Annotated in this window: 28 protein-coding genes; 9 read left to right on the top strand and 19 right to left on the bottom strand. The window is 66.9% G+C overall.

The annotated features are described in order from the left end of the window. Positions 1 to 64: 64 nt before the first annotated feature. The 8 genes from NAV27_RS05310 to nrdR all read right to left on the bottom strand — a co-directional run bounded on the left by NAV27_RS05310 (position 65) and on the right by nrdR (position 6,441). Positions 65 to 562, bottom strand: a complete 498-nt coding sequence (locus NAV27_RS05310) for a phosphatidylglycerophosphatase A family protein (RefSeq protein WP_008570563.1) — start codon at positions 560 to 562, stop codon at positions 65 to 67. Between the two features lie 39 nt (positions 563 to 601). After that, positions 602 to 1,564, bottom strand: a complete 963-nt coding sequence (gene thiL, locus NAV27_RS05305) for a thiamine-phosphate kinase (protein WP_102827704.1) — start codon at positions 1,562 to 1,564, stop codon at positions 602 to 604. A 12-nt stretch (positions 1,565 to 1,576) separates the two neighbouring features. After that, positions 1,577 to 2,062, bottom strand: a complete 486-nt coding sequence (gene nusB, locus NAV27_RS05300) for a transcription antitermination factor NusB (RefSeq protein ID WP_102827705.1) — start codon at positions 2,060 to 2,062, stop codon at positions 1,577 to 1,579. Then, positions 2,059 to 2,535: a 6,7-dimethyl-8-ribityllumazine synthase gene (gene ribH, locus NAV27_RS05295; RefSeq protein ID WP_003289143.1), complete on the bottom strand. Its 477-nt coding sequence runs from the start codon at positions 2,533 to 2,535 to the stop codon at positions 2,059 to 2,061. The genes nusB and ribH overlap by 4 nt, the downstream gene beginning before the upstream one ends. Before the next feature lie 58 nt (positions 2,536 to 2,593). Continuing rightward, positions 2,594 to 3,673, bottom strand: a complete 1,080-nt coding sequence (gene ribBA, locus NAV27_RS05290) for a bifunctional 3,4-dihydroxy-2-butanone-4-phosphate synthase/GTP cyclohydrolase II (protein WP_008570567.1) — start codon at positions 3,671 to 3,673, stop codon at positions 2,594 to 2,596. 11 nt (positions 3,674 to 3,684) lie between these two features. Next, the gene (locus NAV27_RS05285) at positions 3,685 to 4,347 is read right to left on the bottom strand and encodes a riboflavin synthase (protein WP_102827706.1); all 663 of its coding nucleotides are present in this window, start codon (positions 4,345 to 4,347) and stop codon (positions 3,685 to 3,687) included. A gap of 526 nt (positions 4,348 to 4,873) precedes the next feature. After that, positions 4,874 to 5,977, bottom strand: coding sequence for a bifunctional diaminohydroxyphosphoribosylaminopyrimidine deaminase/5-amino-6-(5-phosphoribosylamino)uracil reductase RibD (gene ribD / locus NAV27_RS05280; protein WP_102827707.1), 1,104 nt, complete (start codon positions 5,975 to 5,977; stop codon positions 4,874 to 4,876). After that, complete coding sequence (gene nrdR, locus NAV27_RS05275; RefSeq protein WP_003289148.1) at positions 5,974 to 6,441, bottom strand: transcriptional regulator NrdR; 468 nt, start codon at positions 6,439 to 6,441, stop codon at positions 5,974 to 5,976. The genes ribD and nrdR overlap by 4 nt, the downstream gene beginning before the upstream one ends. A gap of 119 nt (positions 6,442 to 6,560) precedes the next feature. On the opposite strand from nrdR, the gene NAV27_RS05270 reads away from it, so the two are divergent. The 3 genes from NAV27_RS05270 to thpR are packed head-to-tail and all read left to right on the top strand — an operon-like array spanning position 6,561 to position 8,191. Beyond that, a complete protein-coding gene (locus tag NAV27_RS05270; RefSeq protein ID WP_102827708.1) occupies positions 6,561 to 6,977 on the top strand; it encodes a YbaY family lipoprotein in 417 nt (138 codons plus the stop codon). Further along, positions 6,974 to 7,627: a class I SAM-dependent methyltransferase gene (locus NAV27_RS05265; protein WP_102827709.1), complete on the top strand. Its 654-nt coding sequence runs from the start codon at positions 6,974 to 6,976 to the stop codon at positions 7,625 to 7,627. The genes NAV27_RS05270 and NAV27_RS05265 overlap by 4 nt, the downstream gene beginning before the upstream one ends. A 15-nt stretch (positions 7,628 to 7,642) precedes the next feature. Next, complete coding sequence (thpR, locus tag NAV27_RS05260; protein ID WP_102827710.1) at positions 7,643 to 8,191, top strand: RNA 2',3'-cyclic phosphodiesterase; 549 nt, start codon at positions 7,643 to 7,645, stop codon at positions 8,189 to 8,191. Positions 8,192 to 8,193: 2 nt separating this feature from the next. Here the strand turns inward: thpR and yedF are convergent, their stop codons facing one another. Further along, positions 8,194 to 8,433, bottom strand: a complete 240-nt coding sequence (gene yedF, locus NAV27_RS05255) for a sulfurtransferase-like selenium metabolism protein YedF (RefSeq protein WP_003289152.1) — start codon at positions 8,431 to 8,433, stop codon at positions 8,194 to 8,196. Next, entirely contained in the window at positions 8,402 to 9,628 is a 1,227-nt protein-coding gene (gene yedE, locus NAV27_RS05250) for a selenium metabolism membrane protein YedE/FdhT (RefSeq protein ID WP_102827711.1), read from the bottom strand. The genes yedF and yedE overlap by 32 nt, the downstream gene beginning before the upstream one ends. Positions 9,629 to 9,795: 167 nt before the next feature. On the opposite strand from yedE, the gene trxA reads away from it, so the two are divergent. Next, positions 9,796 to 10,665, top strand: a complete 870-nt coding sequence (gene trxA, locus NAV27_RS05245) for a thioredoxin (protein WP_008570575.1) — start codon at positions 9,796 to 9,798, stop codon at positions 10,663 to 10,665. 4 nt (positions 10,666 to 10,669) lie between these two features. On the opposite strand, the gene NAV27_RS05240 is transcribed toward trxA, so the two are convergent. Continuing rightward, a complete protein-coding gene (locus NAV27_RS05240; protein WP_102827712.1) occupies positions 10,670 to 11,023 on the bottom strand; it encodes a hypothetical protein in 354 nt (117 codons plus the stop codon). Between the two features lie 110 nt (positions 11,024 to 11,133). On the opposite strand from NAV27_RS05240, the gene NAV27_RS05235 reads away from it, so the two are divergent. Genes NAV27_RS05235 through NAV27_RS05220 form a run of 4 tightly spaced genes read left to right on the top strand, consistent with a single transcriptional unit; the run spans position 11,134 to position 14,238 of the window. Beyond that, positions 11,134 to 11,742 carry a DUF2796 domain-containing protein gene (locus NAV27_RS05235; protein WP_102827713.1) on the top strand — a complete coding sequence of 203 codons (609 nt, stop codon included), beginning with the start codon at positions 11,134 to 11,136 and terminating at the stop codon, positions 11,740 to 11,742. Then, a complete protein-coding gene (locus NAV27_RS05230; protein WP_102827714.1) occupies positions 11,742 to 12,452 on the top strand; it encodes an ABC transporter ATP-binding protein in 711 nt (236 codons plus the stop codon). Before NAV27_RS05235 ends, NAV27_RS05230 begins: the two co-directional genes overlap by 1 nt. A gap of 2 nt (positions 12,453 to 12,454) precedes the next feature. After that, the gene (locus tag NAV27_RS05225; protein WP_102827715.1) at positions 12,455 to 13,720 is read left to right on the top strand and encodes an ABC transporter permease; all 1,266 of its coding nucleotides are present in this window, start codon (positions 12,455 to 12,457) and stop codon (positions 13,718 to 13,720) included. Between the two features lie 8 nt (positions 13,721 to 13,728). Then, positions 13,729 to 14,238, top strand: coding sequence for a DUF3299 domain-containing protein (locus NAV27_RS05220; protein WP_102827716.1), 510 nt, complete (start codon positions 13,729 to 13,731; stop codon positions 14,236 to 14,238). A gap of 16 nt (positions 14,239 to 14,254) precedes the next feature. On the opposite strand, the gene NAV27_RS05215 is transcribed toward NAV27_RS05220, so the two are convergent. Genes NAV27_RS05215 through NAV27_RS05190 form a run of 6 tightly spaced genes read right to left on the bottom strand, consistent with a single transcriptional unit; the run spans position 14,255 to position 19,145 of the window. Further along, positions 14,255 to 15,346, bottom strand: coding sequence for a tetratricopeptide repeat protein (locus NAV27_RS05215; RefSeq protein ID WP_102827717.1), 1,092 nt, complete (start codon positions 15,344 to 15,346; stop codon positions 14,255 to 14,257). Position 15,347: 1 nt separating this feature from the next. Beyond that, entirely contained in the window at positions 15,348 to 16,064 is a 717-nt protein-coding gene (locus tag NAV27_RS05210) for an energy transducer TonB (RefSeq protein ID WP_102827718.1), read from the bottom strand. After that, positions 16,061 to 16,474 (bottom strand): ExbD/TolR family protein, encoded by a 414-nt coding sequence (locus tag NAV27_RS05205; RefSeq protein ID WP_102827719.1) that lies wholly within the window; start codon positions 16,472 to 16,474, stop codon positions 16,061 to 16,063. Before NAV27_RS05205 ends, NAV27_RS05210 begins: the two co-directional genes overlap by 4 nt. Before the next feature lie 10 nt (positions 16,475 to 16,484). Further along, complete coding sequence (locus tag NAV27_RS05200; RefSeq protein ID WP_178099714.1) at positions 16,485 to 17,021, bottom strand: MotA/TolQ/ExbB proton channel family protein; 537 nt, start codon at positions 17,019 to 17,021, stop codon at positions 16,485 to 16,487. 1 nt (position 17,022) lies between these two features. Next, positions 17,023 to 18,369, bottom strand: coding sequence for a MotA/TolQ/ExbB proton channel family protein (locus NAV27_RS05195; protein WP_102827720.1), 1,347 nt, complete (start codon positions 18,367 to 18,369; stop codon positions 17,023 to 17,025). Then, the gene (locus NAV27_RS05190; RefSeq protein WP_102827721.1) at positions 18,366 to 19,145 is read right to left on the bottom strand and encodes a DUF3450 domain-containing protein; all 780 of its coding nucleotides are present in this window, start codon (positions 19,143 to 19,145) and stop codon (positions 18,366 to 18,368) included. Before NAV27_RS05190 ends, NAV27_RS05195 begins: the two co-directional genes overlap by 4 nt. A 182-nt stretch (positions 19,146 to 19,327) precedes the next feature. Between NAV27_RS05190 and NAV27_RS05185 the strand changes: the two genes are divergently transcribed. After that, positions 19,328 to 19,999, top strand: a complete 672-nt coding sequence (locus tag NAV27_RS05185; protein WP_102827722.1) for an OmpW/AlkL family protein — start codon at positions 19,328 to 19,330, stop codon at positions 19,997 to 19,999. 69 nt (positions 20,000 to 20,068) lie between these two features. Here NAV27_RS05185 and NAV27_RS05180 read toward each other — a convergent pair whose 3' ends face one another. Then, on the bottom strand, positions 20,069 to 20,998 hold the full coding sequence (locus tag NAV27_RS05180; RefSeq protein ID WP_102827723.1) for an NAD-dependent epimerase/dehydratase family protein: 930 nt from the start codon (positions 20,996 to 20,998) through the stop codon (positions 20,069 to 20,071). Then, the gene (locus tag NAV27_RS05175; RefSeq protein ID WP_008570590.1) at positions 20,991 to 21,875 is read right to left on the bottom strand and encodes a sugar nucleotide-binding protein; all 885 of its coding nucleotides are present in this window, start codon (positions 21,873 to 21,875) and stop codon (positions 20,991 to 20,993) included. The genes NAV27_RS05180 and NAV27_RS05175 overlap by 8 nt, the downstream gene beginning before the upstream one ends. Between the last annotated feature and the right edge of the window lie 10 nt (positions 21,876 to 21,885).

The raw sequence follows: 21,885 nt of genomic DNA, 5'->3' as shown, positions 1-21,885 counted from the left end.
TTGGACGGGCCGGGCAATCTTCCGCCAGCCGAGCGGAGGATTCAGCGAGCCGCCGCACACTTGATCACGCCAGCAGCGCCACCAGCCCCTGCATCACCGCCCAGGCAGCGGCACCGGCGAGGATGTCGTCGAGCATGATGCCGATGCCGCCGTGCACATGACGGTCGACCCAGCTGATCGGCCAGGGCTTGGCGATGTCCATCACGCGGAACACGACGAAACCGAGCAGCAGCCAGTGCCAGCCTTGCGGCGCCAGCCAGAAGGTCATCCAGATGCCGACGAACTCGTCCCAGACGATGCCCTCGTGGTCGTGCACGCCCAGCTCGCGCGCCACCTTGCCGCACAGCCAGATACCGAACAGCATGCTCAGCACCAGCAGCACGCCGTAGCCCCAGCCCGGCAGCAGCTGCCACAGCGGCACGAACGGCAGCGCCACCAGCGAACCCCAGGTGCCAGGCGCCTTCGGCATCAGGCCGGAACCGAAGCCGAACGCCAGGTTGTGCCAGGGGTTGGACCAGACCAGGACTTGCGGCTTGGCCGCGAGCGGCGAGGAGTCAGTCAAGACAGCGTTCCTTTTCTGATCGTGCTGGCGCAGCGACGCCTATGCATGGAAATGGTTGTAGCCACGCGCGGACACCGGCAGTTCGTTGCCCGTCGCGTCGACCAGCTGCACACCCAGCCCGGCCGCGACGCAGCCGATGACATGCACCGGCCACTGGGCATCCTGCAGCGCCGCCAGCTCGGCGGGCGGCAGGGTGAAGGCCAGCACGTAGTCGTCGCCACCGGCGAGTGCGCAGCGCAGCGCCTCGGCGTCGCCGGCGAAACGCCGCAGCGGCGCGGCCAGCGGTACCCGCTCGCGCTCGATCCGCAGCGCGACGCCCGAGGCCTTGGCGATATGTCCGCAGTCGGCGAGCAGCCCGTCGGAGATATCCAGCGCCGCCGTGGCCCGTCCGCGCAACGCCTCGCCCAGCGCCAGCTGCGGTTGTGGCGACCAGTAGCGCGCCAGCAGATGCTCGGCAACGTCCGCAGCGGCCTCAGCCTGCCCCAGCACCAGCGGCAAGGCGCCGGCGGCTTCTCCGAGCGCGCCGCCGACGCAGAGCAGATCGCCGACCTGCGCACCATGCCGAACCAGTGCCTGCCCCGCCGGAACCCGGCCGAACACGGTGACGGTCAGGCACAACGGCCCGCGCGTGGTATCTCCGCCGATCAGACGCAGGCTGCAGTCGAGCGCCATCGCATCCAGGCCGCGCGCGAATTCGGCCAGCCAGAGTGCGTCGGCAGCCGGCAGCGTCAGGGCCAGGGTGAAGCCGATCGGCGTCGCGCCCATGGCGGCAAGATCGCTGGCAGCAACCGCCAGTGCACGCTGGCCGAGCAGGAACGGATCGCAGGGATCGGGGAAATGCACCCCGGCGACCAGGGTGTCGGTGGAAACGGCCAGCTGTTCGCCGGTCGGAATGTCCAGCAGGGCGCAATCGTCGCCGATGCCCAGCACGACTTCGCCGCCAGCCCTGGCGCAAGCGGCGGCGGCGAAGTAGTGACGGATCAGCTCGAACTCACCCAACAAGGCGAGCGGCCCTCAGCGCTTGTGGTTGCGCACTTCGGCGCTGCGCAGCGAAGGCGCCAGCTTGTCCAGCACGCCGTTGACGAACTTGTGTCCGTCGGTGGCGCCGTAGACCTTGGCCAGCTCGATACCTTCGTTGATGACCACGCGATACGGCACGTCGACGCGCTGCATCAGCTCGTAGGTGGACAGACGCAGGATCGCCAGCTCGACCGGATCCAGCTCGTCCAGCGGACGGTCGAGGTTCGGCTCGATGGCCTGATCGACCTCGGTCTTCTTGCGGGCCACGCCATTGAGCAGCTCATGGAAGTAGGCACCGTCGACCCCGCTGAAATCGTTGTCGACGCGGAACTGCGCTTCGATCTCATTGAGGCTCTGACCGGCCATGTGCCACTGATACAGCGCCTGCATCGCCAGGCTGCGCGCCACCCGGCGGGTAGCGATCTTGCCCTTGGCCTTGGGCTGCGGAGCGTCCTGGCTATCGTCGTGATTCAGGCTCACTTCGCCTCCAACTGCGACAGCAGGCTCACCATTTCCAGTGCGGAAAGTGCGGCTTCGGCGCCCTTGTTGCCGGCCTTGGTGCCGGAGCGCTCGATAGCCTGTTCGATGGAGTCGACGGTCAGCACGCCGAAGGCGACCGGTACGCCGAACTCCATGGAGACCTGAGCCAGCCCCTTGGTGCATTCGCCGGCAACGTATTCGAAGTGCGGCGTGCCGCCACGAATGACAGCGCCGAGGGCGACGATGGCGTCGTATTCGCCCTGCTGGGCGACTTTCTGCGCGACCAGCGGAATCTCGAAGGCACCCGGTGCACGGATGATGGTGATGTCGTTTTCGCTGACGCCGTGGCGAACCAGCGCGTCGACCGCGCCGCTGACCAGGCTCTCGACGACGAAGCTGTTGAAGCGGCCTACGACCAGGGCGTACTTGCCCTGCGGGGCGATGAAGGTTCCTTCGATGGTCTTCAGGGGCATGGGTGCTTTCTCATCTCTTTAAAGAACGAAGGCGCCGCGGACTGCGCGGCGCCTCTGATTATTCGGCCGGGAGGTATTCTACAACTTCCAGATCAAAGCCGGATATCGCGTTGAACTTCATCGGTGCGCTCATCAGGCGCATCTTGCGCACGCCCAGATCACGCAGGATCTGCGAACCGGCGCCAACCGTGCTGTAGGTCGCCGGCATCGGCGGTTGCTGACGATTGAGCTGGCTGAGCAGCTGCGGACCGGTCAGCGGATTGCCGAGCAGCAGCACCACGCCCTTGCCGGCCTTGGCCACTTCGGTCATCGCCGCGCGCAGGCTCCAGCGCCCGGGGACGGTGACCAGCAGCAGGTCGCGCAGCGGCTCCATGTTGTGCACGCGCACCAGCGTCGGCTCCTCGGGCGAGATTTCGCCGCGGGTCAGCGCCATGTGCACGGTGTCCTCAACGCCGTCGCGGTAGGTCACCAGATTGAACTGGCCCAGCTCGGTGTCCAGCGGTTGCTCGGACACCCGCTCGACGGTGCGTTCGTGGATCATGCGGTAGTGGATCAGGTCGGCGATGGTGCCGATCTTCAGCCCATGCTGCTCGGCGAACACTTCCAGCTCGGGACGACGCGCCATGGTGCCGTCATCGTTCATGATTTCGCAGATCACCCCGGAAGGCTCCAAGCCCGCCATGCGCGCCAGGTCGCAGGCCGCCTCGGTGTGACCGGCACGCGCCAGCACGCCGCCCGGTTGCGCCATCAGCGGGAAGATATGGCCGGGACTGACGATGTCTTCGGCCACCGCGTTCTTCGCTACCGCTGCCTGCACGGTGCGCGCGCGGTCGGCGGCGGAAATGCCGGTGGTCACGCCCTCGGCGGCCTCGATGGAAACGGTGAACTTGGTGCCGAAACCGGAACCGTTGCGCGGCGCCATCAGCGGCAGCTTGAGCAGCTCGCAGCGCTCGCGCGTCATCGGCATGCAGATCAGCCCGCGGGCGAAGCGCGCCATGAAGTTGATGTGCTCGGCGGTGACGCATTCGGAGGCGATGATGATGTCGCCCTCGTTCTCGCGGTCCTCGTCATCCATCAGGATGACCATCTTGCCGGCGCGGATGTCTTCGATCAGTTCTTCAGCGGTGTTGAGCGCCATGGGGCGTCTCCTCAATTCTTCAGGTAGCCGTGCTCGGCGAGAAAACCTTCGGTGAGCCCCGAGGCCTTGGGTTCGGCGGCCTTGTCGCCCATCATCAGGCGCTCCAGGTAACGCGCCAGCAGATCGACTTCCAGGTTCACCTGCCGCCCGGGGCGGTAGTCGGCCATGATGGTTTCGCCGAGGGTGTGCGGCACGATGGTCAGCTCGAATTCGGCGCCGTTGACCGCATTGACCGTCAGGCTGGTGCCATCGACGGTGATCGAGCCCTTGAGCGCGATGTACTTGGCCAGCTCGCGCGGCGCACGGATGCGAAACTGCACGGCGCGGGCGTTATCCTCGCGCGCCACGACCTCGCCGACGCCGTCGACATGACCGCTGACCAGATGCCCGCCGAGCCGGCTGGTGGGCGTCAGCGCCTTTTCCAGGTTGACTCGGCTGCCGGCCTTGAGATCGATGAAGGCGGTGCGCGCCAGGGTTTCGCGGCTAACGTCGGCCCAGAAGCCGTTGCCCGGCAGCTCGACCGCGGTCAGGCAGACGCCGTTGACGGCGATGCTGTCGCCCAGCTTGACGTCGCCCAGATCCAGCTTGCCGGTATCGACCAGCACGCGGACGTCGCCGCCCTTGGGCGTGAGCGCACGAATGGTGCCGATGGCTTCGATTATTCCGGTGAACATGTGGCCTCCCGCGGAAGGCTGGTGAAACGCTGCATACGACGAACTCCTGTTTTGAAAAACAGGGCGCTACAGATCGATAGGGATGCATGACGGGCGCGCGAACGGCGCCCATCGGAATATCCCGCTCTCTCTCATCCGGACTATACCGTCGGCCCCGGAATCACACCGGGTCTGCTGACCTTGCCGAAGCAAGCGCTCGCGGGCTAGACGCGATTGAAAGCTACTGCGCGCAGAGCATGCTGCGTTGTGGTCCTTCTCGAAGTGCTCATTTACCGCAGTAAACTCCGCCTTCTCGTCGAATCACGCCTTGCCTGCTCAGCGCTCGCTACGCTTTCATCCTTGTAACTGCGCATTACCGCCGGTGGGGAATCGCACCCCGCCCTGAGAACGTTGGGCCACTCGCGGCCCGGCAGCGTTTTTAACACAAATAGGCGCTAACGGCAGCCAGCTTGTGCATTCGCAGCGGTTATGGCGACGAAAGCCTGGCGCTATCGGCAGCCGTGGATTGAGGAGCCGGATGTCGCGTTCAGCTGGCGGGAGTCGCGACGATCTTCCAGTCGTCTCCCACCGCGCGGATGTCGACGATCTTCAGCTCGCGCGCCTCGCTCATGCGCTCCAGCGGCAACTCCAGCAACGGACGCGCCGAGGAACCGAGGAACTTGGCGGCCATGATGATCTGGTACTCGTCGATCAGCCCGAGACGGGCGAAGGCACCGACCAGCCGCGGCCCGGCCTCGACCAGCACCTCGTTGGCACCACGGGCGGCCAGTTCGCGCAGCAGAGCGGTCAGATCGACCTGTTGCTGACCGAGCACCAGCAGCTCGTGGCCGGCGACCTGATAAGCCTCCGCACTACCGGTCATGGCCGTCGCCACCAGCGCCGGACCGGCCTGAAAGAACGGCGCGTCCAGCGGCACGCGCCGCCGGCCATCGACCAGCACGCGCAACGGCGGGCGCTGCAGTGCCAGCGCGGTCGTTTCCGCGTCCAGCCCCAGCTCGGGGCCACGGACGGTCAGCCGTGCGCCATCCATCAGCACAGTGTCGGCGCCGGTCAGCACTACGCTGGAGCGGGCACGCAGGCGCTGCACCTCGGCGCGGGCCGCCGGGCCGGTGATCCACTGACTTTCGCCGCTGGCCATCGCCGTGCGCCCGTCCAGGCTCATCGCCAGCTTGGCGCGCACGAACGGCAGACCGCTTTCCATGCGCTTGATGAAGCCGCAGTTGAGCTCGCGCGCCTCGGCTTCCAGCACGCCGCTGGCGACTTCGATGCCAGCGCTGCGCAGCAAGTGCAGCCCGCGCCCGGCGACCTGCGGATTGGGGTCCTGCATCGCCGCTACCACGCGGCCGACGCCGGCCTTGACCAGCGCTTCCGCGCAAGGCGGCGTGCGCCCGTGGTGGCTGCAGGGTTCGAGGGTGACGTAGGCGGTGGCGCCGCGGGCCTGTTCGCCGGCCTGGCGCAGCGCGTGAACCTCGGCATGCGGCTCGCCGGCGCGCACGTGCCAGCCTTCACCGACCGGCTCACCAGCGGCGACGATGACGCAGCCGACGCGCGGGTTCGGATGGGTCGAATACAGCCCCTTGCGCGCCAGCTGCAGCGCACGGGCCATCCAGGCGTGATCGCTGGCGCTCATTCGGACTTCGCCGGCTCGCGGGACAGCCGTTCGATTTCCTCGCGGAACTCGTTGAGGTCCTGGAAGCGGCGGTAGACCGAGGCGAAGCGGATATAGGCGACCTCGTCGAGCTTCTGCAGCTCGGCCATCACCAGTTCGCCGAGCACGCGCGACTTGATCTCGCGTTCGCCGGTGGCACGCAGCTGGTGCTTGATGTGGGCGATGGCCGCTTCCAGCCGCTCGACACTGACCGGGCGCTTCTCCAGCGCGCGCTGCATGCCGGCACGCAGCTTCTGCTCGTCGAACGGCTGGCGGCTGCCATCGGACTTGATCAGTCGCGGCATCACCAGCTCGGCGGTTTCGAAGGTGGTGAAGCGCTCGCCGCAGGCCAGGCACTCGCGGCGGCGGCGTACCTGATCGCCCTCGGCAACCAGGCGGGAATCGATGACCTTGGTGTCATGGGCACTGCAGAACGGACAATGCATGGGCGGGATTCGGTCGAACGTCGGGGCGGCCATGGTAGCGCATCCGACCGGCAAGACAAGGCAGCGGCTTTGCTGCTATACAAGCCCGATTCGCCGTAGTTCTGGAGCTTTCCGTGCCCTTGCGTACCGCCTTCGTGCCCCTGCTGCTGATCCTGCTGGTCGGCTGTAGCAGCCAGCCGCCCGTGCCGCCCGCACCGGTCGAACTGAGCAGCGCACCGCACTCGAAATTGCACAACGAACTGAGCGGCAGCCTGATCGGCGCGCCGGCCGGCAGCGAGGTCGAACTGGCGCTGCTGGAGGTCGACCGCCGCGACCAGCCGGATCGTCTGCTGAGCAACGTGCAGCTCAAGGGGCGCGGCTCGGAGCTGCCGTTCATGCTGCAGTTCAACCCTGATGTCTTCCCCGTGGGCCAGCGCGTCGAGCTGCGCGGGCGGGTGACACGCGCCGGGCAGCTGATCATGCGTCTGCCGGCGCTGCAGATCCGCAATGCCAGCAGCCAGGCGCTCGGCCCGCTGCAGCTGGTGCCCGCCCCGTGACGGCACCGGCACAACTGCAGGCGGCACTGAACGCACTGCTCGGCGACGCCCGGCTGGTTGCCGAGCCGCTGCCGGAGACCGATCTGCGCCTGTGGCTGATTGATGCGGCCAACATGGATCGCGCCTTCAGCCCCGAGGAAACCCGGCGGATTCTCGAAGACCCACCGTACTGGTGCTTCTGCTGGGCCAGCGGCCTGGTACTGGCGCGCTGGCTGGCCGAGCGGCCGCAATGGGTACGGGACAAGCGCGTGCTGGATTTCGGTGCTGGCTCGGGTGTCGCCGCCATCGCCGCGGCCAAGGCTGGCGCGGCGGAAGTGGTGGCCTGCGATCTCGACCCGCTGGCGCTCGCCGCCTGCCGGGCAAACGCCGCGCTGAACGACGTGGAACTACGCTATTCGCAGGACTTCTTCGCCGAGGCGGATCACTACGATCTGATCATCGTCGCCGATGTGCTCTACGATCGCGCCAACCTGCCGCTGCTGGATCACTTCCTCAGTCGAGGTCGCGAAGCGCTGGTGGCCGATTCGCGGGTGCGCAACTTCGCCCATCCGCTGTATCGGCGCCTGGATGTGCTGGACGCCTGCACCTGGCCGGATCTCGCCGAGCCGGCCGAATTCCGCCAGGTCAGCCTCTATCACGCGGCGCGATAGCTGCCGGAGATTGCCGTGAGCGAGTCAACTCTGCGTCTGTTCTTCGCACTGCCCTGCCCGCCCGAGCAGGCGACAGCCATCTGTCGTTGGCGCGACGAGCAGGCGCTGCAAGGCCGACCGGTGCCGCCGCAGAACCTGCACCTGACCCTGGCGTTTCTCGGCGTGCAACCGGCCGATTGCCTCGACGGCCTGCAGCGGCTGGCGGCCGATCTCGACTGCCCGGCATTCGAGCTGACGCTGGATCGCCTGATCACCCTCGGCAAGGGTTTCATCTGCCTGCAGCCAAGCGCACCACCGCCGGCGCTGGACTACCTCGCCGCGGCACTGCGTGCGCAACTGGCCGCACTCGGGCTGGTGCTCGACAGTCGGCCGTTCCTGCCACACCTGACGCTGACACGCCATGGCCACGAGCGCGTGCACGGCCACAGCCCGGCATTCGGCTGGACGGTGGATCGCTTCGTGCTGTTCGTTTCGGAAACTACCGCGCAGGGCGCGCGCTATCGCGAGCTGGGCAGCTGGCCGCTGCGGGCATCCGGGACGACCGCGGCGGCCGTCCCGGACTGAGGTCAGGCGGGGATTTCGATCAGGAAGCGGAACAGCGAGCCGTGCTGTTCCACGCTCAGGCAGTTGTAGCCTTTGGCGCGGGTGTCTTCCGGGATGCCGTTGACCGACTGCGAGCAGTCGGTGACCACTTCCAGCAACTGCCCCGGCTGCATGGTCGCCAGGGTTTCCAGCGTGGCGATGGCGTTGTACGGGCAGTGCTCGCCGCGCAGATCAAGCGAGAGATTCGGTTTGGCCTGGCTCACGGGCAGGACTCCTCTTGGTTTGGAAACGTTTGGCGTTCAGATGCACCAGCAGCATGGCCACGGCCAGGCCGGCGAAGGTCAGCATCAGGCCGCTGGTAGGGCCAAAGCTTTCCAGCAGGTTGACCTTCGGATACGGCAGCGCCAGCGTCGAGCCCAGCTCGTCCCAGTACACCGCCACCAGGGTGCCGCCGATGACATTGCCGATGCCGACCACCCAGAAGTGCACCTGCCCTTCCATTGCGCGGTACATCCAGCCGGTCTCGCAGCCGCCCGCAACGACGATGCCGATGCCGAACAGCAGGCCGCCGATGATCGCGTTCGGCCCCATCCAGAAAATCTTCGGGCTCGCGCCCAGGGCGATCGCACCGAAGGTGCCGACGCAGGCCACGGCCATGCCCAGCAGGATGCCGTATGCAGCACGGGTGCGCCCGGTGGTCCACAGGTCACGCGCGGCGCTGGTGAAGCAGATCTGCGCGCGCTCGATCAGCCCACCGAACAGCAGGCCGAACAGCACTGCCATACCGAGCACCAGCGAAGTATCGAAGCGCCAGGCGGCGAAGCCGATGGCGAGCACGGCAACGGCCACGCCGAGACGCGCCTGCAGCGTGGCGCGGCGCCGGGTGCCCTCGACGTCGCCGAACAGCGAACTGGCCTGACTACCCACTTTCAGCGGCGTGCGCAGCCAGGGCAGCAGGCAGATCTTCACGCCGATCCAGGCGCCGCCGACCGTAGCCAGCATGAACGCCCAGGCGTGCAGCGAGAACATCGGAATCCCGGTGAAGAACGCCGCCAGGTTGCAGCCCATCGCCAGCCGCGCGCCGAAGCCGGCGATGACGCCGCCGATCAGCCCCTGCGCCAGACGCCGCTTGCTGGTCGGCCAGCGCAGGCTGACGTTGTTCGCCCACAGCGCCGCGCACAGCGCGCCGAGCAGCATGCCGATGATCATCACGCCATCGACGCGATCGAGCGGCGTGCCGGCCAGGCCGATTAGTTTGAAGTAACTCCACTCGGCAGGTGTGTAGCCGAACCAGGACAGGACGTGGCCACCCCAGCGGGTGAATTCGCCGGTGACGGCCCAGAAGGTTCCGGTGATGGCGAAATAGTAGGCGGACGCGACACCCAGCGCGACGAGCGCGGGCAAAGGCGACCAGAAGCGCACGAGATAGCGCTCCCGGAAGTCGGACAGAACGGACATCGATGACTCCTTTTGCGCGACTGCAATCGCCGCACCAAGAAAAGGGGACGCAAGTATAGGGGCCACTACGCGTTTCGTCGCGTCGCATCGCCCGCCCTTGCTTCCCGCACCCGGCGTCCCCACTTAACATGCCGAGCTTTCACGTCTTTCGCCGCCCGAGAATCCCGATGAGCCAGACGCCCTATATCTTCGATGTCACCACCGCCAGCTTTGAACAGCTGGTGCTCGAAAACTCCTTCCACAAGCCGGTGCTGGTGGATTTCTGGGCCGAGTGGTGCGCGCCCTGCAAGGCGCTGATGCCGCTGCTGGCGAAGATCGCCGAGGAGTACCAGGGCGAGCTGCTGCTGGCCAAGGTCAACTGCGATATCGAGCAGGACATCGTTGCCCGCTTCGGTATCCGCAGCCTGCCCACCGTGGTGCTGTTCAAGGACGGCCAGCCGGTGGACGGCTTCGCCGGCGCGCAGCCGGAGTCGGCCATTCGCACCATGCTCGAACCCCATGTACAGGCACCGGCCACGCCGCAGGGCAATCTGCTGGAAAGTGCGCAGGCGGCGTTTGCCGAAGGTCGTTTCGCCGAGGCCGAAGCGCAGCTGCAGCAACTGCTCGGCGAGGACAACGAGAACGCCGCGGGGCTGATCCTGTACGCCCGCTGCCTGGCCGAACGCGGCGAGCTGGGCGAAGCGGAAACCGTGCTCAATGCCGTCAAGGGCGACGAGCACAAGCAGGCGCTGGCCGGCGCACGCGCCCAGCTGACCTTCCTGCGCCAGGCCAACGACTTGCCGGAAGTCGCCACGCTGAAAAGCCGCCTGGCGCAGAACGGCGAAGATGACGAGGCCGCCTATCAGCTGGCCATCCAGCAGCTCGCCCGTCAGCAATACGAAGCGGCGCTCGACGGCCTGCTCAAACTGTTCGTGCGCAACCGCGGCTATGCCGAAGGCTTGCCGCACAAGACGCTGCTGCAGGTCTTCGATCTGCTCGGCGGCGACCATCCGCTGGTCACGCTGTACCGCCGCAAGCTGTACCAGGCGATCTACTGACTCGTCAGGACGCCGGGCAGCCTTCGCCGATCCAGTGGTAGCTCGCGGTATCCGTGCCGTTCTCGACCCGCACCTGATCGCAGTGGCGCAGCCGCACCAGTAGGCGCTTGGCCATCGAAGCACTGCCGGTCAGCGCCTCCAGCTCGGCAAACAGTTCGGGGCCGTCCAGCCGGCCCGCGCGGCGCAGGCGCTCGCGCGCGGTGTGCCACAGGCTGTCGTCGGCAGACGGCGCGGCGTCGATGACGCGCTCGCTGGGTGCCAGCGGCAGATTGCGCGCCAGCTGCGCCCAGTCCTGCTCGTCCAGCTCGATATTCAGATCGACCGGCCACTCGCCGATATGCCCACGGATACGAATCATGCTGCTCTCCTTCGGTAGCGCGGCGCATGCTCCCATGACCGCGACGGGCTGGCCAGTCGACGCAAAAAGGCGTTATAACGTAACCACCTTTTCAGTTCCCGGAACCGACCATGCGCCCGCTGCTGCTCGCTCTGCCATTCGTTCTGCTGCCTCTCAATTACAGCCAAGCACAGGACGGCCACGACCACCACGAACACGATGCCGCCGCCAGTCTGGGCGCCCACGAGCACGGCACCGCTCACCTCGATGTGGCGCTGGACGGCACCGCTCTGGAGCTGGCACTGCACAGCCCGGCGGCAAATCTGCTGGGCTTCGAGCACGCCCCGGCCAGCGCGGCGGACGAAGCGCAGGTGGCGCGCACCCGCCAGCAGCTGGAGCAGCCGCTGGTGCTGTTCGGCCTGCCGGCAGCCGCCGCTTGCGACGTCAGCGAACAGGAACTGCAGGGCGACCTGCTGGGTGGCGCGCACGCCGGCTATCAGCGCCGCGATGGTGACGCCGCGCCCAGCGAGCCCGAGCCCGCCGCCCGCGCCGATGGACACAGCGACATCGAAGCGCGCTACCGGCTCGACTGCCGCCATCCCGAGGCGATACAGGCACTCGATCTGCGCACGCTCTTCGAGCGCTTTCCGGCTACCGAGCGGATTCAGGTCCAGCTGATCGGCCCGCGCGGCCAGCAGGGCGCCGAGCTGACGCCGGACCATGCGCGGCTGACGTTCTGATGTCAGCCTCCGACCTGCTCGAACTCGACGACCTCGGCTTCGCCTGGCCCGGTCAGGCCGAACTGTTGGACATTCCGCGCTTTCGCCTGGCGCGCGGCGAAAGCCTGTTTCTCAAGGGGCCGTCCGGTAGCGGCAAGACCACCCTGCTCGGGCTGATCGGCGGTGTGCAACGCGCCGGCCGCGGCAGCGTGCGCCTGCTCGGTGAAGACCTCGGCCGCCTGTCCGCTGGTGCGCGTGACCGTTTTCGTGTCGATCACACCGGCTACATCTTCCAGCAGTTCAACCTGCTGCCGTTCCTGCCGGTGCACGAGAACGTCTGCTTGCCCTGCCGCTTCTCGCGGTTACGTGCGGGCCGGGCGATCCAGCGCCACGGTGGACTGCCCCAGGCGGCGGCAGCCCTGCTCGAGCAGCTGGGCCTGCCGGCGACACTGCTGGCACGACGCGCCGATACGCTGTCCATCGGCCAGCAGCAGCGAGTCGCCGCCGCGCGTGCTCTGATCGGCCAGCCCGAGCTGGTGATCGCCGACGAACCGACCTCGGCGCTGGACGCCGACAGCCGCGAAACCTTCCTCGACCTGCTGTTCGGCGAATGCCGCGCCGCCGGGGCCAGCCTGCTGTTCGTCAGCCACGACCAGAGCCTGGCGCCGCGCTTCGACCGCAGCCTGACGCTGGCCGAACTCAACCGCGCCGCGCGCGGCGCGGAGGTCTGAGGATGTACCTGTTGCGCCTGGCGCTGGCGAGCCTGAACAACCGCCGCTTCACCGCCCTGCTCACGGTATTCGCCATCGCGCTGTCGGTGTGCCTGCTGCTCGCCGTCGAGCGGATCCGCACCGAGACGCGCGCCAGTTTCGCCAGCACCATCAGCGGCACCGACCTGATCGTCGGCGCCCGCTCCGGCTCGGTGAATCTGCTGCTGTACTCGGTGTTCCGCATCGGCAACGCGACCAACAACATCCGCTGGGACAGCTATCAGCAGCTGGCCGGCCACCCGCAAGTCAAATGGGCGATTCCGCTCTCGCTGGGCGACTCGCACCGTGGCTACCGCGTACTGGGCACCAGCCCGGCGTATTTCCAGCATTACCGCTTCGGCCGCCAGCAGCCGCTGCAGTTGGCCGAGGGTCGCGCGTTTGCCGACGATCCGTTCGAGGTGGTGCTCGGTGCCGAAGTCGCGCAGAGCCTGGGCTACCGGCTGGACGAGCGGATCGTGCTGGCGCATGGCGTGGCCAAGGTCAGCCTGGTGCAGCACGACGACAAGCCGTTCCGCGTGGTCGGCATTCTGCGCCGCACCGGTACGCCGGTAGACCGCACGCTGCACATCAACCTCGCCGGCATGGAGGCGCTGCATGTCGACTGGCGCGGCGGTGTACCGGCCCGCGGCGCCGGGCGGGTGAGTGCCGAGCAGGCGCGCGCGCTCGACCTGCAGCCACAGCAGATCACCGCCGTGTTGCTCGGTCTGAACAGCCGGATCGCCACCTTCGCCCTGCAGCGTGAGATCAACCAGTATCGGGGCGAGCCGCTGCTGGCGGTGCTGCCCGGCGTAGCACTGCAAGAGCTCTGGAGTCTGATGGGCACCGCCGAACAGGCGCTGTTCGTGGTCTCGCTGTTCGTCGTGCTGACCGGCTTGATCGGCATGCTCACCGCGATTCTCACCAGCCTCAACGAGCGCCGCCGGGAGATGGCGATTCTGCGCTCGGTGGGCGCGCGTCCCTGGCATATCGCCGGGCTGCTGGTGATCGAGGCGTTCGCCCTGGCGCTGGCCGGCGCGGCGCTCGGACTGACGCTGTTGTATGTCGGCATCGCCGTGGCGCAGGCGCCGCTGCAGCAGCTTTATGGCCTGTACCTGCCATTCGGCTGGCCGAGCGGCTATGAATGGCGCCTGCTCGGTGCGATTCTGCTGGCAGCCGTGCTGATGGGCGCAGTACCCGCCTGGCGCGCCTATCGCCAGTCGCTGGCCGACGGCCTGTCGATCAGAGTGTGAGTACATCCATGTCGCGTCTGCTGCTCGCCCTGCTGCTGATCCTGCCTGCCGCCTTCGCTGGCGAGGCGCGCCTGCTGCAATGGTCGGAACTGATTCCCGAGGGTGCGCCACCACCGCCACCGCCGACGCCGCTGCACGATCTATCGCAGCTGGCCGACGCGCTGGCGGCGGAGACCGGCCCAGCCGCCCGCCAACAGTCGCCGGCCGCGCCGGTGGTCGAGGCGCTGGACGGTATCGTCGCCCGGCTGCCCGGCTACATCGTGCCGCTGGAGATGGATGGCGAAGGTCGGGTGATCGAGTTCCTGCTGGTGCCCTACTTCGGCGCCTGCACCCATGTGCCGCCACCGCCGTCGAACCAGATCGTGCACGCCACCAGCGAGCTGGGCGTCAGGGTCGACCAGCTGTATCAGCCGTACTGGATCGAGGGGCCGCTGACGGTGGAGCCGACCAGCAGCGAACTGGCCGAGGCGGGTTACCGGATGGTCGCGCAGACGATCGAGCTGTACGAACTGGACTGAAGGCCCGGACGGACGCTCAGCCGGCGCGGGCGACCTGGCGTTCGCGCTCGAAGCTCAGCTCGTCCTCGGCCCATTGCCGCCAGGCACGCACCTTACGGCGCTCGGCGCCAGCGCGCTCGGCCTGCTTCAGCGCGTCCAGCCCGGCCTGCCAGTGCGCCTGCTCCAGCTCGAGCTGGGCGACATTCATCCAGAACTTGGCGGCGCCCGACTGGTTGGCCAGCTCGCGATAGATTTTCGCCGCTGCACCGCGCTCGCGCGCCTGCCACCACAGCATGCCCAGCCGCTCGCGACGGCTGCCGTTACTGGCCAACAGGCCGGCGTCGAGCATGCCTTGCAACAGCTTGGCGCCTTGCCACGGCTGGTTGGCGGCGCTGGCCAGCAACACTAGGTTGTCCAGCTCGGCCTCACTGAAGCGCAAGCCCTTGGCGTGCGCGGTGCGCAGCGTCGCCAGCGCCTTATCCTCGGCACCGGCGAGCTGCTGCAGCCCCGCCAGCTGGCGCCAGACCTTCACCTGCTCGGGATGCCGCAGCAACAACTGGCGCTGCCAGCGCTCGGCCGCGGCATAGCGCTTGAGCTCGGCGTTGCCGGCAACCAGGAACTGCAGCCAGATGTCGTCCGCGCGCGGATTGGCCTGCATGTAGCGCTCGGCCAGCGGCAGTGCCTTGGCATGCTGACCGAGCCCCTGATAGGCCTGCACCAGCATCTGCAGTACGTCTTCGTCGGCCTGGTCGGCCTTCGCCAGCAGGCTGACGACCTTGGCGAAACGCCCTTCGACCAGGTTGAGCCGCGCCAGGTTGAGCCGTTCGCCGGCCAGCAACTGCTCGTCCAGCTTGCCGCTGGCGACGGCCTTGTCCAGCCACTCCAGCGCCTGCCGATTGTTGCCCTCGGCCCAGGCCAGATAACCGCGGCTACGCCAGAGTAACGCCTGCTCGGTGCTACCGGCCTGCGCCTCGGCGCCGTTCAACGCCTTGCGCGCCGCCGCATAATCGCCCTTGGCCTGGGCCGTCTGGGCGCGCTCGAGCGCCATGAAGATCGCCGGGTCGATGCTCTGCGCGGCATGCGCAGCCAGGCTCAGGAAAAACGTCAGCAGGATCAGCAGGCGAGACATCTCAGCGTTCTCCTTGCAGGCGGAAGTGCAGGGTTTTCACGGCTTCACGCGATACCGCCACACCGTTTTCGGTGCGCGGGGCGAAGCGCCAGCGCGCCGCCGCGCGACGCGCCTCGCGGTCGAAGACGTTGCGCGGCGAGGCCTCGAGCACGCGGATGTTCTCCACCCGGCCCTGCGGGTTGATGGTGAAGGCCAGTTTGATGTGCCCTTCGATCCCCTGCTGGCGCGCACGATAGGGATATTCGGGACGCACGTCATTGAGCGGCATCACCTCATGTTCGGGTCCGCCGGACTGACCACCGGCCACGGCGCTGGAGGCTGCCGGCCCCGCCGTCGCCGCGACTGCGCTGGCCGCCGCGGCGCTGAGCCCGGACAGGCTCGGCGCCGGAGCGGCCGCCACCGAGATGCCCGAGTCGATATTCGGCAGATCGAGATCGAGCTTCGGCAGACTGGCATCCGGACTGGCCATGTTCGGCGTCGGCGGTGTGGGCGGTTGCGGTGTTTTCGGCTGCGGCGGCTGTGGCGCCTGCTGGCGCGAACGGCTGGCGCTGCTCTCGTCGCGCCCGTCCATGCGCACGAAGTTGGCGATCGCCACCGGCTCCCGCTCCACCTTGCTGCGCGGCGGGCTGACCATGCTCAGCATCAACGCGAACAGCAACAGCGCCACCACGCAGGCGGCGATGAAGGACAGCACCACGCGCACCAGCGCTGCCATCACTGCGCGTCCGTGCTGGCGGCCAGGGCCACATCATGCACGCCCGCCTGGCGCGCCTGGTCCATCACCTGGACCACCAGCCCGGTGCGCGCATCCTGATCGGCCTGCACCACCACAGCGCCTTCCGGCTGATCGACGCGCATGCGCTCGACATGCGCGCGCACGCTGCGTACATCGACGGCCTGCTTGTCGATCCAGACCTGACCGTCGGCGGTCACCGCGATGAAGATGTTGCCCTTGTCCTGCGCACTGGCGGTGCTCGCCTGTGGACGCTGCACCTCGACGCCGGACTCCTTGATGAAAGAGCTGGTGACGATGAAGAAGATCAGCATGATGAACACCACGTCGAGCATCGGCGTGAGGTCAATGCCGGTGTCTTCGTCCTGCTGGTAATGATGGCGACGCATGCGCATCCAGAAATCCTCAATCGTGACGCAGCTGGTCGGCCAGCCGGTCGAGCGACAGCCGGGCGATGCGCTCGAGGCGCGCCAGGCTGAACAATCCAGTAATGGCCAGCACCATGCCGGCCATGGTCGGCAGGGTCGCCTGCCAGACGCCCGCGGCCATGCCGCGCGGGTTGCCGGTACCGTTGAGCGCCAGCACGTCGAATACTGCAATCATGCCGCTGACCGTGCCGAGCAGGCCGAGCAGCGGGCACAGCGCGACCAATGCCTTGCTCAGGCGTAGCGGTCCGGCCAGCTGCTGCTGCGCCTGCGCCAGCCAGGCAGTGCGCACGGCGCGCTGCCAGACGCCAGGCTGATCGACCAGATACTCCCAGGCCCGGCGGCGGTCGTCGGCCCAGTGCGGAAACACCCGGCGCATGTACCAGACACGCTCGAAAACCAGCGTCCAGTACAGCACGCAGAGCAGCGCCAGCGCCCACATGACCATGCCGCCGGCCCCCATGAAGTCGAGCAGCAGATGCCCGCTGTCGACCAGGCGCAGCCACAGGCCGTGCATGTCAGTCACGACGCGGCGCTCCGGACAGGTGCAGGGCGATCAGCCCGGCGCTCTGTTGCTCCAGAATCTGGATCAGCGCCTTGCTGCGGCTGGCCAGCAGTGCATGCAGGAACAGCAGCGGAATCGCCACCACCAGGCCCTGCACAGTGGTCACCAGCGCCTGCGAGATGCCGTCGGCCATCAGCCGCGAGTCGCCGCCGCCAGTCTGAGTGATGGCCTGGAAGGTGACGATCATCCCGGTCACCGTGCCCAGCAGGCCGAGCAGCGGTGCCACGGCGGTCAGCAGCTTGAGCAGCGGCTGGCCACGCTCCAGCGGCGGGGTTTCCTGCAGGATGGCTTCGTCGAGCTTGAGTTCGAGGGTTTCCAGATCGGCGAGCTGCGGCTTGGGGCCAAGCACGCCGATGATGCGACCCAGCGGATTGTCGGCACGCGGATTGTTCAGATCACGCATCTGGCCGCTCACCTTGCGACTAACGCCGGCGAGATAGACCATCCGCCAGGCCGCCAGGCACAGACCGAACAGCCCCAGGGCGACGATCACCCAGCCCACCAGGCCGCCCTGCTGCAGACGTGTCCAGAAGTCCGGCTCGAGCTGCAGCTGCGCCAGCAGCGTGCCGCGGCTCGGATCGACCGGCAACGCGGCCAGCGCCGCATCACTGTCCAGATAGTCGTTCACCAGTCCCATGCCGGACGGTTGCCGCGCCGGCGCCAGCAGCTGGCCCGAGTCGGCGTCGTAGCGCAGGAAGGCATTCTGGCCGTACGCGGAGAAGCTGCCGACGCGCAACACCGGCTGCTCGCTGCGCTGACCATCAGCGGCGACAACCGGCAGCGTCAGTTGCTCGACCCGACCGCTGGCGGCGAGATCTTCCAGCAGCGCCATCCAGAAGCCGTCGAGATCGTCGGCGGATGGCAACGCACGGCTCTCGGCCAGGCTGTGCAGGCGCTGCAGACGCTCCGGGTACTGCACGTTGAGCAGGCTGTCCTGCCACTGTGCGGCGATGTCGCCTGCACTCTGGCGCACCACGCCGAACAGCTCGCCGAGGTGGCCGACGCGCTGCGCCAGCAATTTCTCCTGCTCGGCCAGCGCGGCTTCCTGACGATCAAACTCGGCCTTCAGTCGCTCGGCCTCGGCCTTCTCGCGGTCAAGCTCGGCCTTGGCGCGCGCCAGCAGCTGCGCCTGCTCGCTGCGATCGCTGACGAACGCCTGCTCGCGCGCCTGCATGGCGCTGACTTCGGCCGCCCGCTCGCTGCGGATGCGTTGCAGCAATTGATCGGGATTCAGCGGCTCGGCGGCATGCGACAGCACGGGCAGCAGCACGAGGGCAAGAAGGTACGACAGACGGCTCATTGCGCGGCCTCCTCGGCCAGGGTCTTGACGGGCAGTTCCAGATAGGCCGGTGCCTGCTGTTGCCGGGCCACGGCGATGGCCTGGGTGATCGGGCGGCGCGCGTCGCCGTCGAGCACTTGCCAACTGCGCGTCTGTGGATTCCACCAGCCGCTCTCGTGGGCATCCAGCGTCTGGTAATAGAGCATGACCCGCCCCAGACGCAGGAACTCGACGCTGCGCGCGCCGCCCTCGACCGGCAGCTCGCCGCGCCAGGCTTCCAGCGTGCGCCCGTAATCGCTCTCGATCTGATAGGCCTCGAGAATGCGCCGGTACTTCTCCGCCAGACTCACATCGGCACGAGGCAACAGATCCTGCAGCCCGGCCAGACGATCGGCGCGCTCTTCCGGCAGGAACGGCAGGTCGGCAGCGATGAACTCGCCCAGCACTTCGACCATCCGCCCCATCTGCGGCGTCACCGCTTCCTGGGTGCGCTCGATGCCGTCCAGCTGGCGCTGGAATCCCTCCAGTTCCTTGCGCTGCGCAGCGGTGAGCTCGACCAACTGCTTGTTGTAGGCCTTCAGTGCCTGGGTCTGCTGCAGCGCGCTGCGGTACTCGTTGAGCATCTGCCGGGTGGCGTCATCAAGCTGCTCGATGCGTTGCTGCGAAGCCGCAGCCTCGGCTGACAGCCGCTCGCTCTCGGTCAGCGCGGCATCCAGGGAGGCAGCCATCAGCGGCGCCGAGCCCAGACAGCACGGCAACACGGCAACCGCCAGCAGGCGGGGGATGAACGAAGACATGGGGGATCCTTGCAGGAGGACTAACTCAAAAGAGAAACATTATCATCTTCCCATTGACGCAGCGCAACCCGGGCAATACGTCGCAGGCCGGGGCGTGCGTTTCATTGAGCTGAGTCAAATTCGACAGCAAGCTACTCAATACCATGGCCCCATCGCAGCTAACACAAGATGGAGCAACCACTATGCGCAAGACCCTGTTCACCGCTTCCGCGCTGGCCCTGGCGCTGGCCGCCCCCTTCGCCCAGGCCTTCGAGGCCGGGGACATCATCGTTCGCGCTGGTGCGATTACGGTTGATCCGCACGAAGATAGCAGCGCTATTTCCACCGCTGTAACCGGCCCGCTGGGCGGGAAAGCCACGCTTGACAGCGATACTCAGCTCGGCCTGAACTTCGCTTACATGCTTACCGATAAGGTCGGTATCGAACTGCTGGCCGCGACTCCCTTTAGCCATGACGTTGGCGTAAAGGGACTCGGAGCGCTTGACGGCAAGTTCGGCAGCATTAAGCATCTGCCGCCGACTTTGAGCGTCATCTACTACCCGCTTAACAAGACTTCGGCGTTCCAGCCCTATGTAGGCGCCGGCGTTAACTACACTTGGTTCTTCGATGACAAGCTGAGCAGCAGCGCCGAAGCAAACCAATTTAATGGCTTGGATCTGAAGGACTCTTGGGGCTTGGCTGCCCAGGTAGGCATGGACTACATGCTGACCGAAAACGTCATGCTTAACGCTCAGGTTCGCTATATCGATATCGATACCGAAGCGACGTCTAACCATGCAACGCTGGGCAAGGTAAAAGTCGACGTAGACGTAGACCCCTTCGTCTACATGGTCGGCCTCGGCTACAAGTTCTGAGGAAACCGGCATCCGCCGGATCGTAGACAAGAAAAAGGCGCCGAACGGCGCCTTTTTCGTTTCCTGAACTTACAGTCCCAGCAACCGGGCTAGCCCTTCGCGCATCCCCGTTGGCGGCTCCGGCAGGCGATAGCGCTGCAGCAGCCGGGTATTGTTCGCCCGGGAGTGGCGAATATCCCCCGGACGCGACGCCTGGTAGGTGACCGCGGGCAACCCGCCCAGCACTTCACCGATCGCTTCGAGCAATTGGTTCAGCGAGGTCGCACGGCTCAGCCCGACGTTCACCGCGCCTTCCACTGCCTCGGGTGACTCCAGCGCCTGCACCAGCACCTCGACCAGATCGCCGACATAGACGAAATCGCGGGTCTGCTCGCCATCGCCGAATACAACAATCGGCAAGCCCTTCTGCGCACGCTCGGTAAAAATGCTGATGACCCCGGAGTACGGCGAAGACGGATCCTGGCGCGGCCCGAAGATATTGAAGAAGCGGAAAACCACCGGTTCCAGGCCATGCTGGCGGCGGTAGAAGTCCAGATAGTGCTCACTGGCCAGCTTGTCCGCGGCATAGGGCGTCAGCGGTGCCTTCGGCGTGTCCTCGTCAATGGCTTCGCCCTCGCCGTTGTTGCCATATACCGCTGCGCTGGACGCGAACAGCACCCTGCGTACGCCCTCGGCGCGCATCGCTTCGCAGACATTCAGCGTGCCGATCAGGTTGCTCTGGTGCGTGCCCAGCGGATCGTCTACCGACGCCTGGACCGACGCTACCGCAGCGAGATGCACCACCGCCCGACACCCCTGCAGCGCCTGGCGAACGCAGGCGGCATCTGCCACGTCGCCGACGATCAGCTCCAACCGGGAGTCATCCGGCAGATTGCTGCGCTTTCCAGTCGACAGATTATCCAGCACCCGCACCGCATAACCGCGCGCGAGCAAGGCATCGACCAGATTGGAACCGATGAAACCGGCCCCGCCGGTAATCAGGACAGGACGTTCAGCCATGACGGTAATAGCGCTCCAGCAGCGGCGCCAAGCCGGCACGCCACGCGCGCGGCTTGATTCCGAAGGTATTGAATATCTTCTTGCAGGCCAGCACGCCGTGCTGAGGCTCGTCCTCGGCATCGGAACAGTCGGCATGTGCGGTTGGCACCAGGATTTCACCTTCGAGCGACCGGTGTCTTCCCGCCTCGGCGAGAATCGCCTGACCGACCAGCAATGGCGTCGAGGCCTCGTGGCCACCGTAGTGATAGACGCCCCACAGCGGCGCCTGGCAGTCGAGCTGCTTGATGACCGCCAGCATCACCCGCGCCGCGTCATCCACCGGCGTGGGATTGCCGCGCCGATCGTCGGCGAGCTCTATCGATACGCCCTCCTCCAGCCGACGCAGAAAACGCCCGAGGATCCCGTCGGCGCTCTCGTCGAGCAACCAGCCAAACCGCAGCAGCACGTGGCGCGGGCACAGCGCTCGCACGCTTTGCTCGAACTCGCTGAGCGCCCGGCTGCGCGAATCGAGCGGCGCCAGTTCGTCCTTTTCGCTGTAGGCAGTGGTTCGCGCACCATCGAATACGCGATAGCTCGAAGGCTGCAGAAGGATGAAATCATGGTGCTGGCAGAGTTCGGCCAGTCGCTCCACGGCGCGGCCCTGACGGATCAGCACCTGCTCGTCGACCAGACTGCTCTGGAACCAGTCGAAGTAATAGGCCAGGTTGATGACAACATCCGGGCGGTTGTCGTCGAGCAACTGGGTGAGGCTGGCAGCGTCCCAGCCCTGGGCGGGTGGACAGGGTGCGAAGAAGCCGATGTCTTCCTCGGCACCCAGGCGGATGAGCGCCTGACCCAGGGCATTGCCGCCGCCCAACAGCATCAGGCGCATTCGCATTCAGTAGCCT

Source organism: Stutzerimonas degradans, from assembly GCF_024448505.1.
Lineage (GTDB): Bacteria > Pseudomonadota > Gammaproteobacteria > Pseudomonadales > Pseudomonadaceae > Stutzerimonas > Stutzerimonas degradans.
Note: the sequence above shows the minus strand (reverse complement) of the source record. Positions and strands in the feature narration are given on the sequence as shown.

Bases quoted from the DNA above. Each gene is read 5' to 3' on its own strand.
- NAV27_RS05195 (WP_102827720.1), bottom strand. From the start codon at position 18,369: ATGAGCCGTCTGTCGTACCTTCTTGCCCTCGTGCTGCTGCCCGTGCTG.
- NAV27_RS05200 (WP_178099714.1), bottom strand. From the start codon at position 17,021: ATGCACGGCCTGTGGCTGCGCCTGGTCGACAGCGGGCATCTGCTGCTC.
- ribH (WP_003289143.1), bottom strand. From the start codon at position 2,535: ATGCCCCTGAAGACCATCGAAGGAACCTTCATCGCCCCGCAGGGCAAG.
- NAV27_RS05240 (WP_102827712.1), bottom strand. From the start codon at position 11,023: ATGATTCGTATCCGTGGGCATATCGGCGAGTGGCCGGTCGATCTGAAT.
- NAV27_RS05205 (WP_102827719.1), bottom strand. From the start codon at position 16,474: ATGCGCATGCGTCGCCATCATTACCAGCAGGACGAAGACACCGGCATT.
- ribBA (WP_008570567.1), bottom strand. From the start codon at position 3,673: ATGGCGCTCAACACCGCTGAAGAACTGATCGAAGACATCCGCGCCGGC.
- NAV27_RS05235 (WP_102827713.1), top strand. From the start codon at position 11,134: ATGCGCCCGCTGCTGCTCGCTCTGCCATTCGTTCTGCTGCCTCTCAAT.
- nrdR (WP_003289148.1), bottom strand. From the start codon at position 6,441: ATGCATTGTCCGTTCTGCAGTGCCCATGACACCAAGGTCATCGATTCC.
- NAV27_RS05220 (WP_102827716.1), top strand. From the start codon at position 13,729: ATGTCGCGTCTGCTGCTCGCCCTGCTGCTGATCCTGCCTGCCGCCTTC.
- yedE (WP_102827711.1), bottom strand. From the start codon at position 9,628: ATGTCCGTTCTGTCCGACTTCCGGGAGCGCTATCTCGTGCGCTTCTGG.
- trxA (WP_008570575.1), top strand. From the start codon at position 9,796: ATGAGCCAGACGCCCTATATCTTCGATGTCACCACCGCCAGCTTTGAA.
- NAV27_RS05230 (WP_102827714.1), top strand. From the start codon at position 11,742: ATGTCAGCCTCCGACCTGCTCGAACTCGACGACCTCGGCTTCGCCTGG.
- NAV27_RS05175 (WP_008570590.1), bottom strand. From the start codon at position 21,875: ATGCGAATGCGCCTGATGCTGTTGGGCGGCGGCAATGCCCTGGGTCAG.
- NAV27_RS05225 (WP_102827715.1), top strand. From the start codon at position 12,455: ATGTACCTGTTGCGCCTGGCGCTGGCGAGCCTGAACAACCGCCGCTTC.
- NAV27_RS05190 (WP_102827721.1), bottom strand. From the start codon at position 19,145: ATGTCTTCGTTCATCCCCCGCCTGCTGGCGGTTGCCGTGTTGCCGTGC.
- NAV27_RS05285 (WP_102827706.1), bottom strand. From the start codon at position 4,347: ATGTTCACCGGAATAATCGAAGCCATCGGCACCATTCGTGCGCTCACG.
- NAV27_RS05185 (WP_102827722.1), top strand. From the start codon at position 19,328: ATGCGCAAGACCCTGTTCACCGCTTCCGCGCTGGCCCTGGCGCTGGCC.
- NAV27_RS05215 (WP_102827717.1), bottom strand. From the start codon at position 15,346: ATGTCTCGCCTGCTGATCCTGCTGACGTTTTTCCTGAGCCTGGCTGCG.
- ribD (WP_102827707.1), bottom strand. From the start codon at position 5,977: ATGAGCGCCAGCGATCACGCCTGGATGGCCCGTGCGCTGCAGCTGGCG.
- NAV27_RS05180 (WP_102827723.1), bottom strand. From the start codon at position 20,998: ATGGCTGAACGTCCTGTCCTGATTACCGGCGGGGCCGGTTTCATCGGT.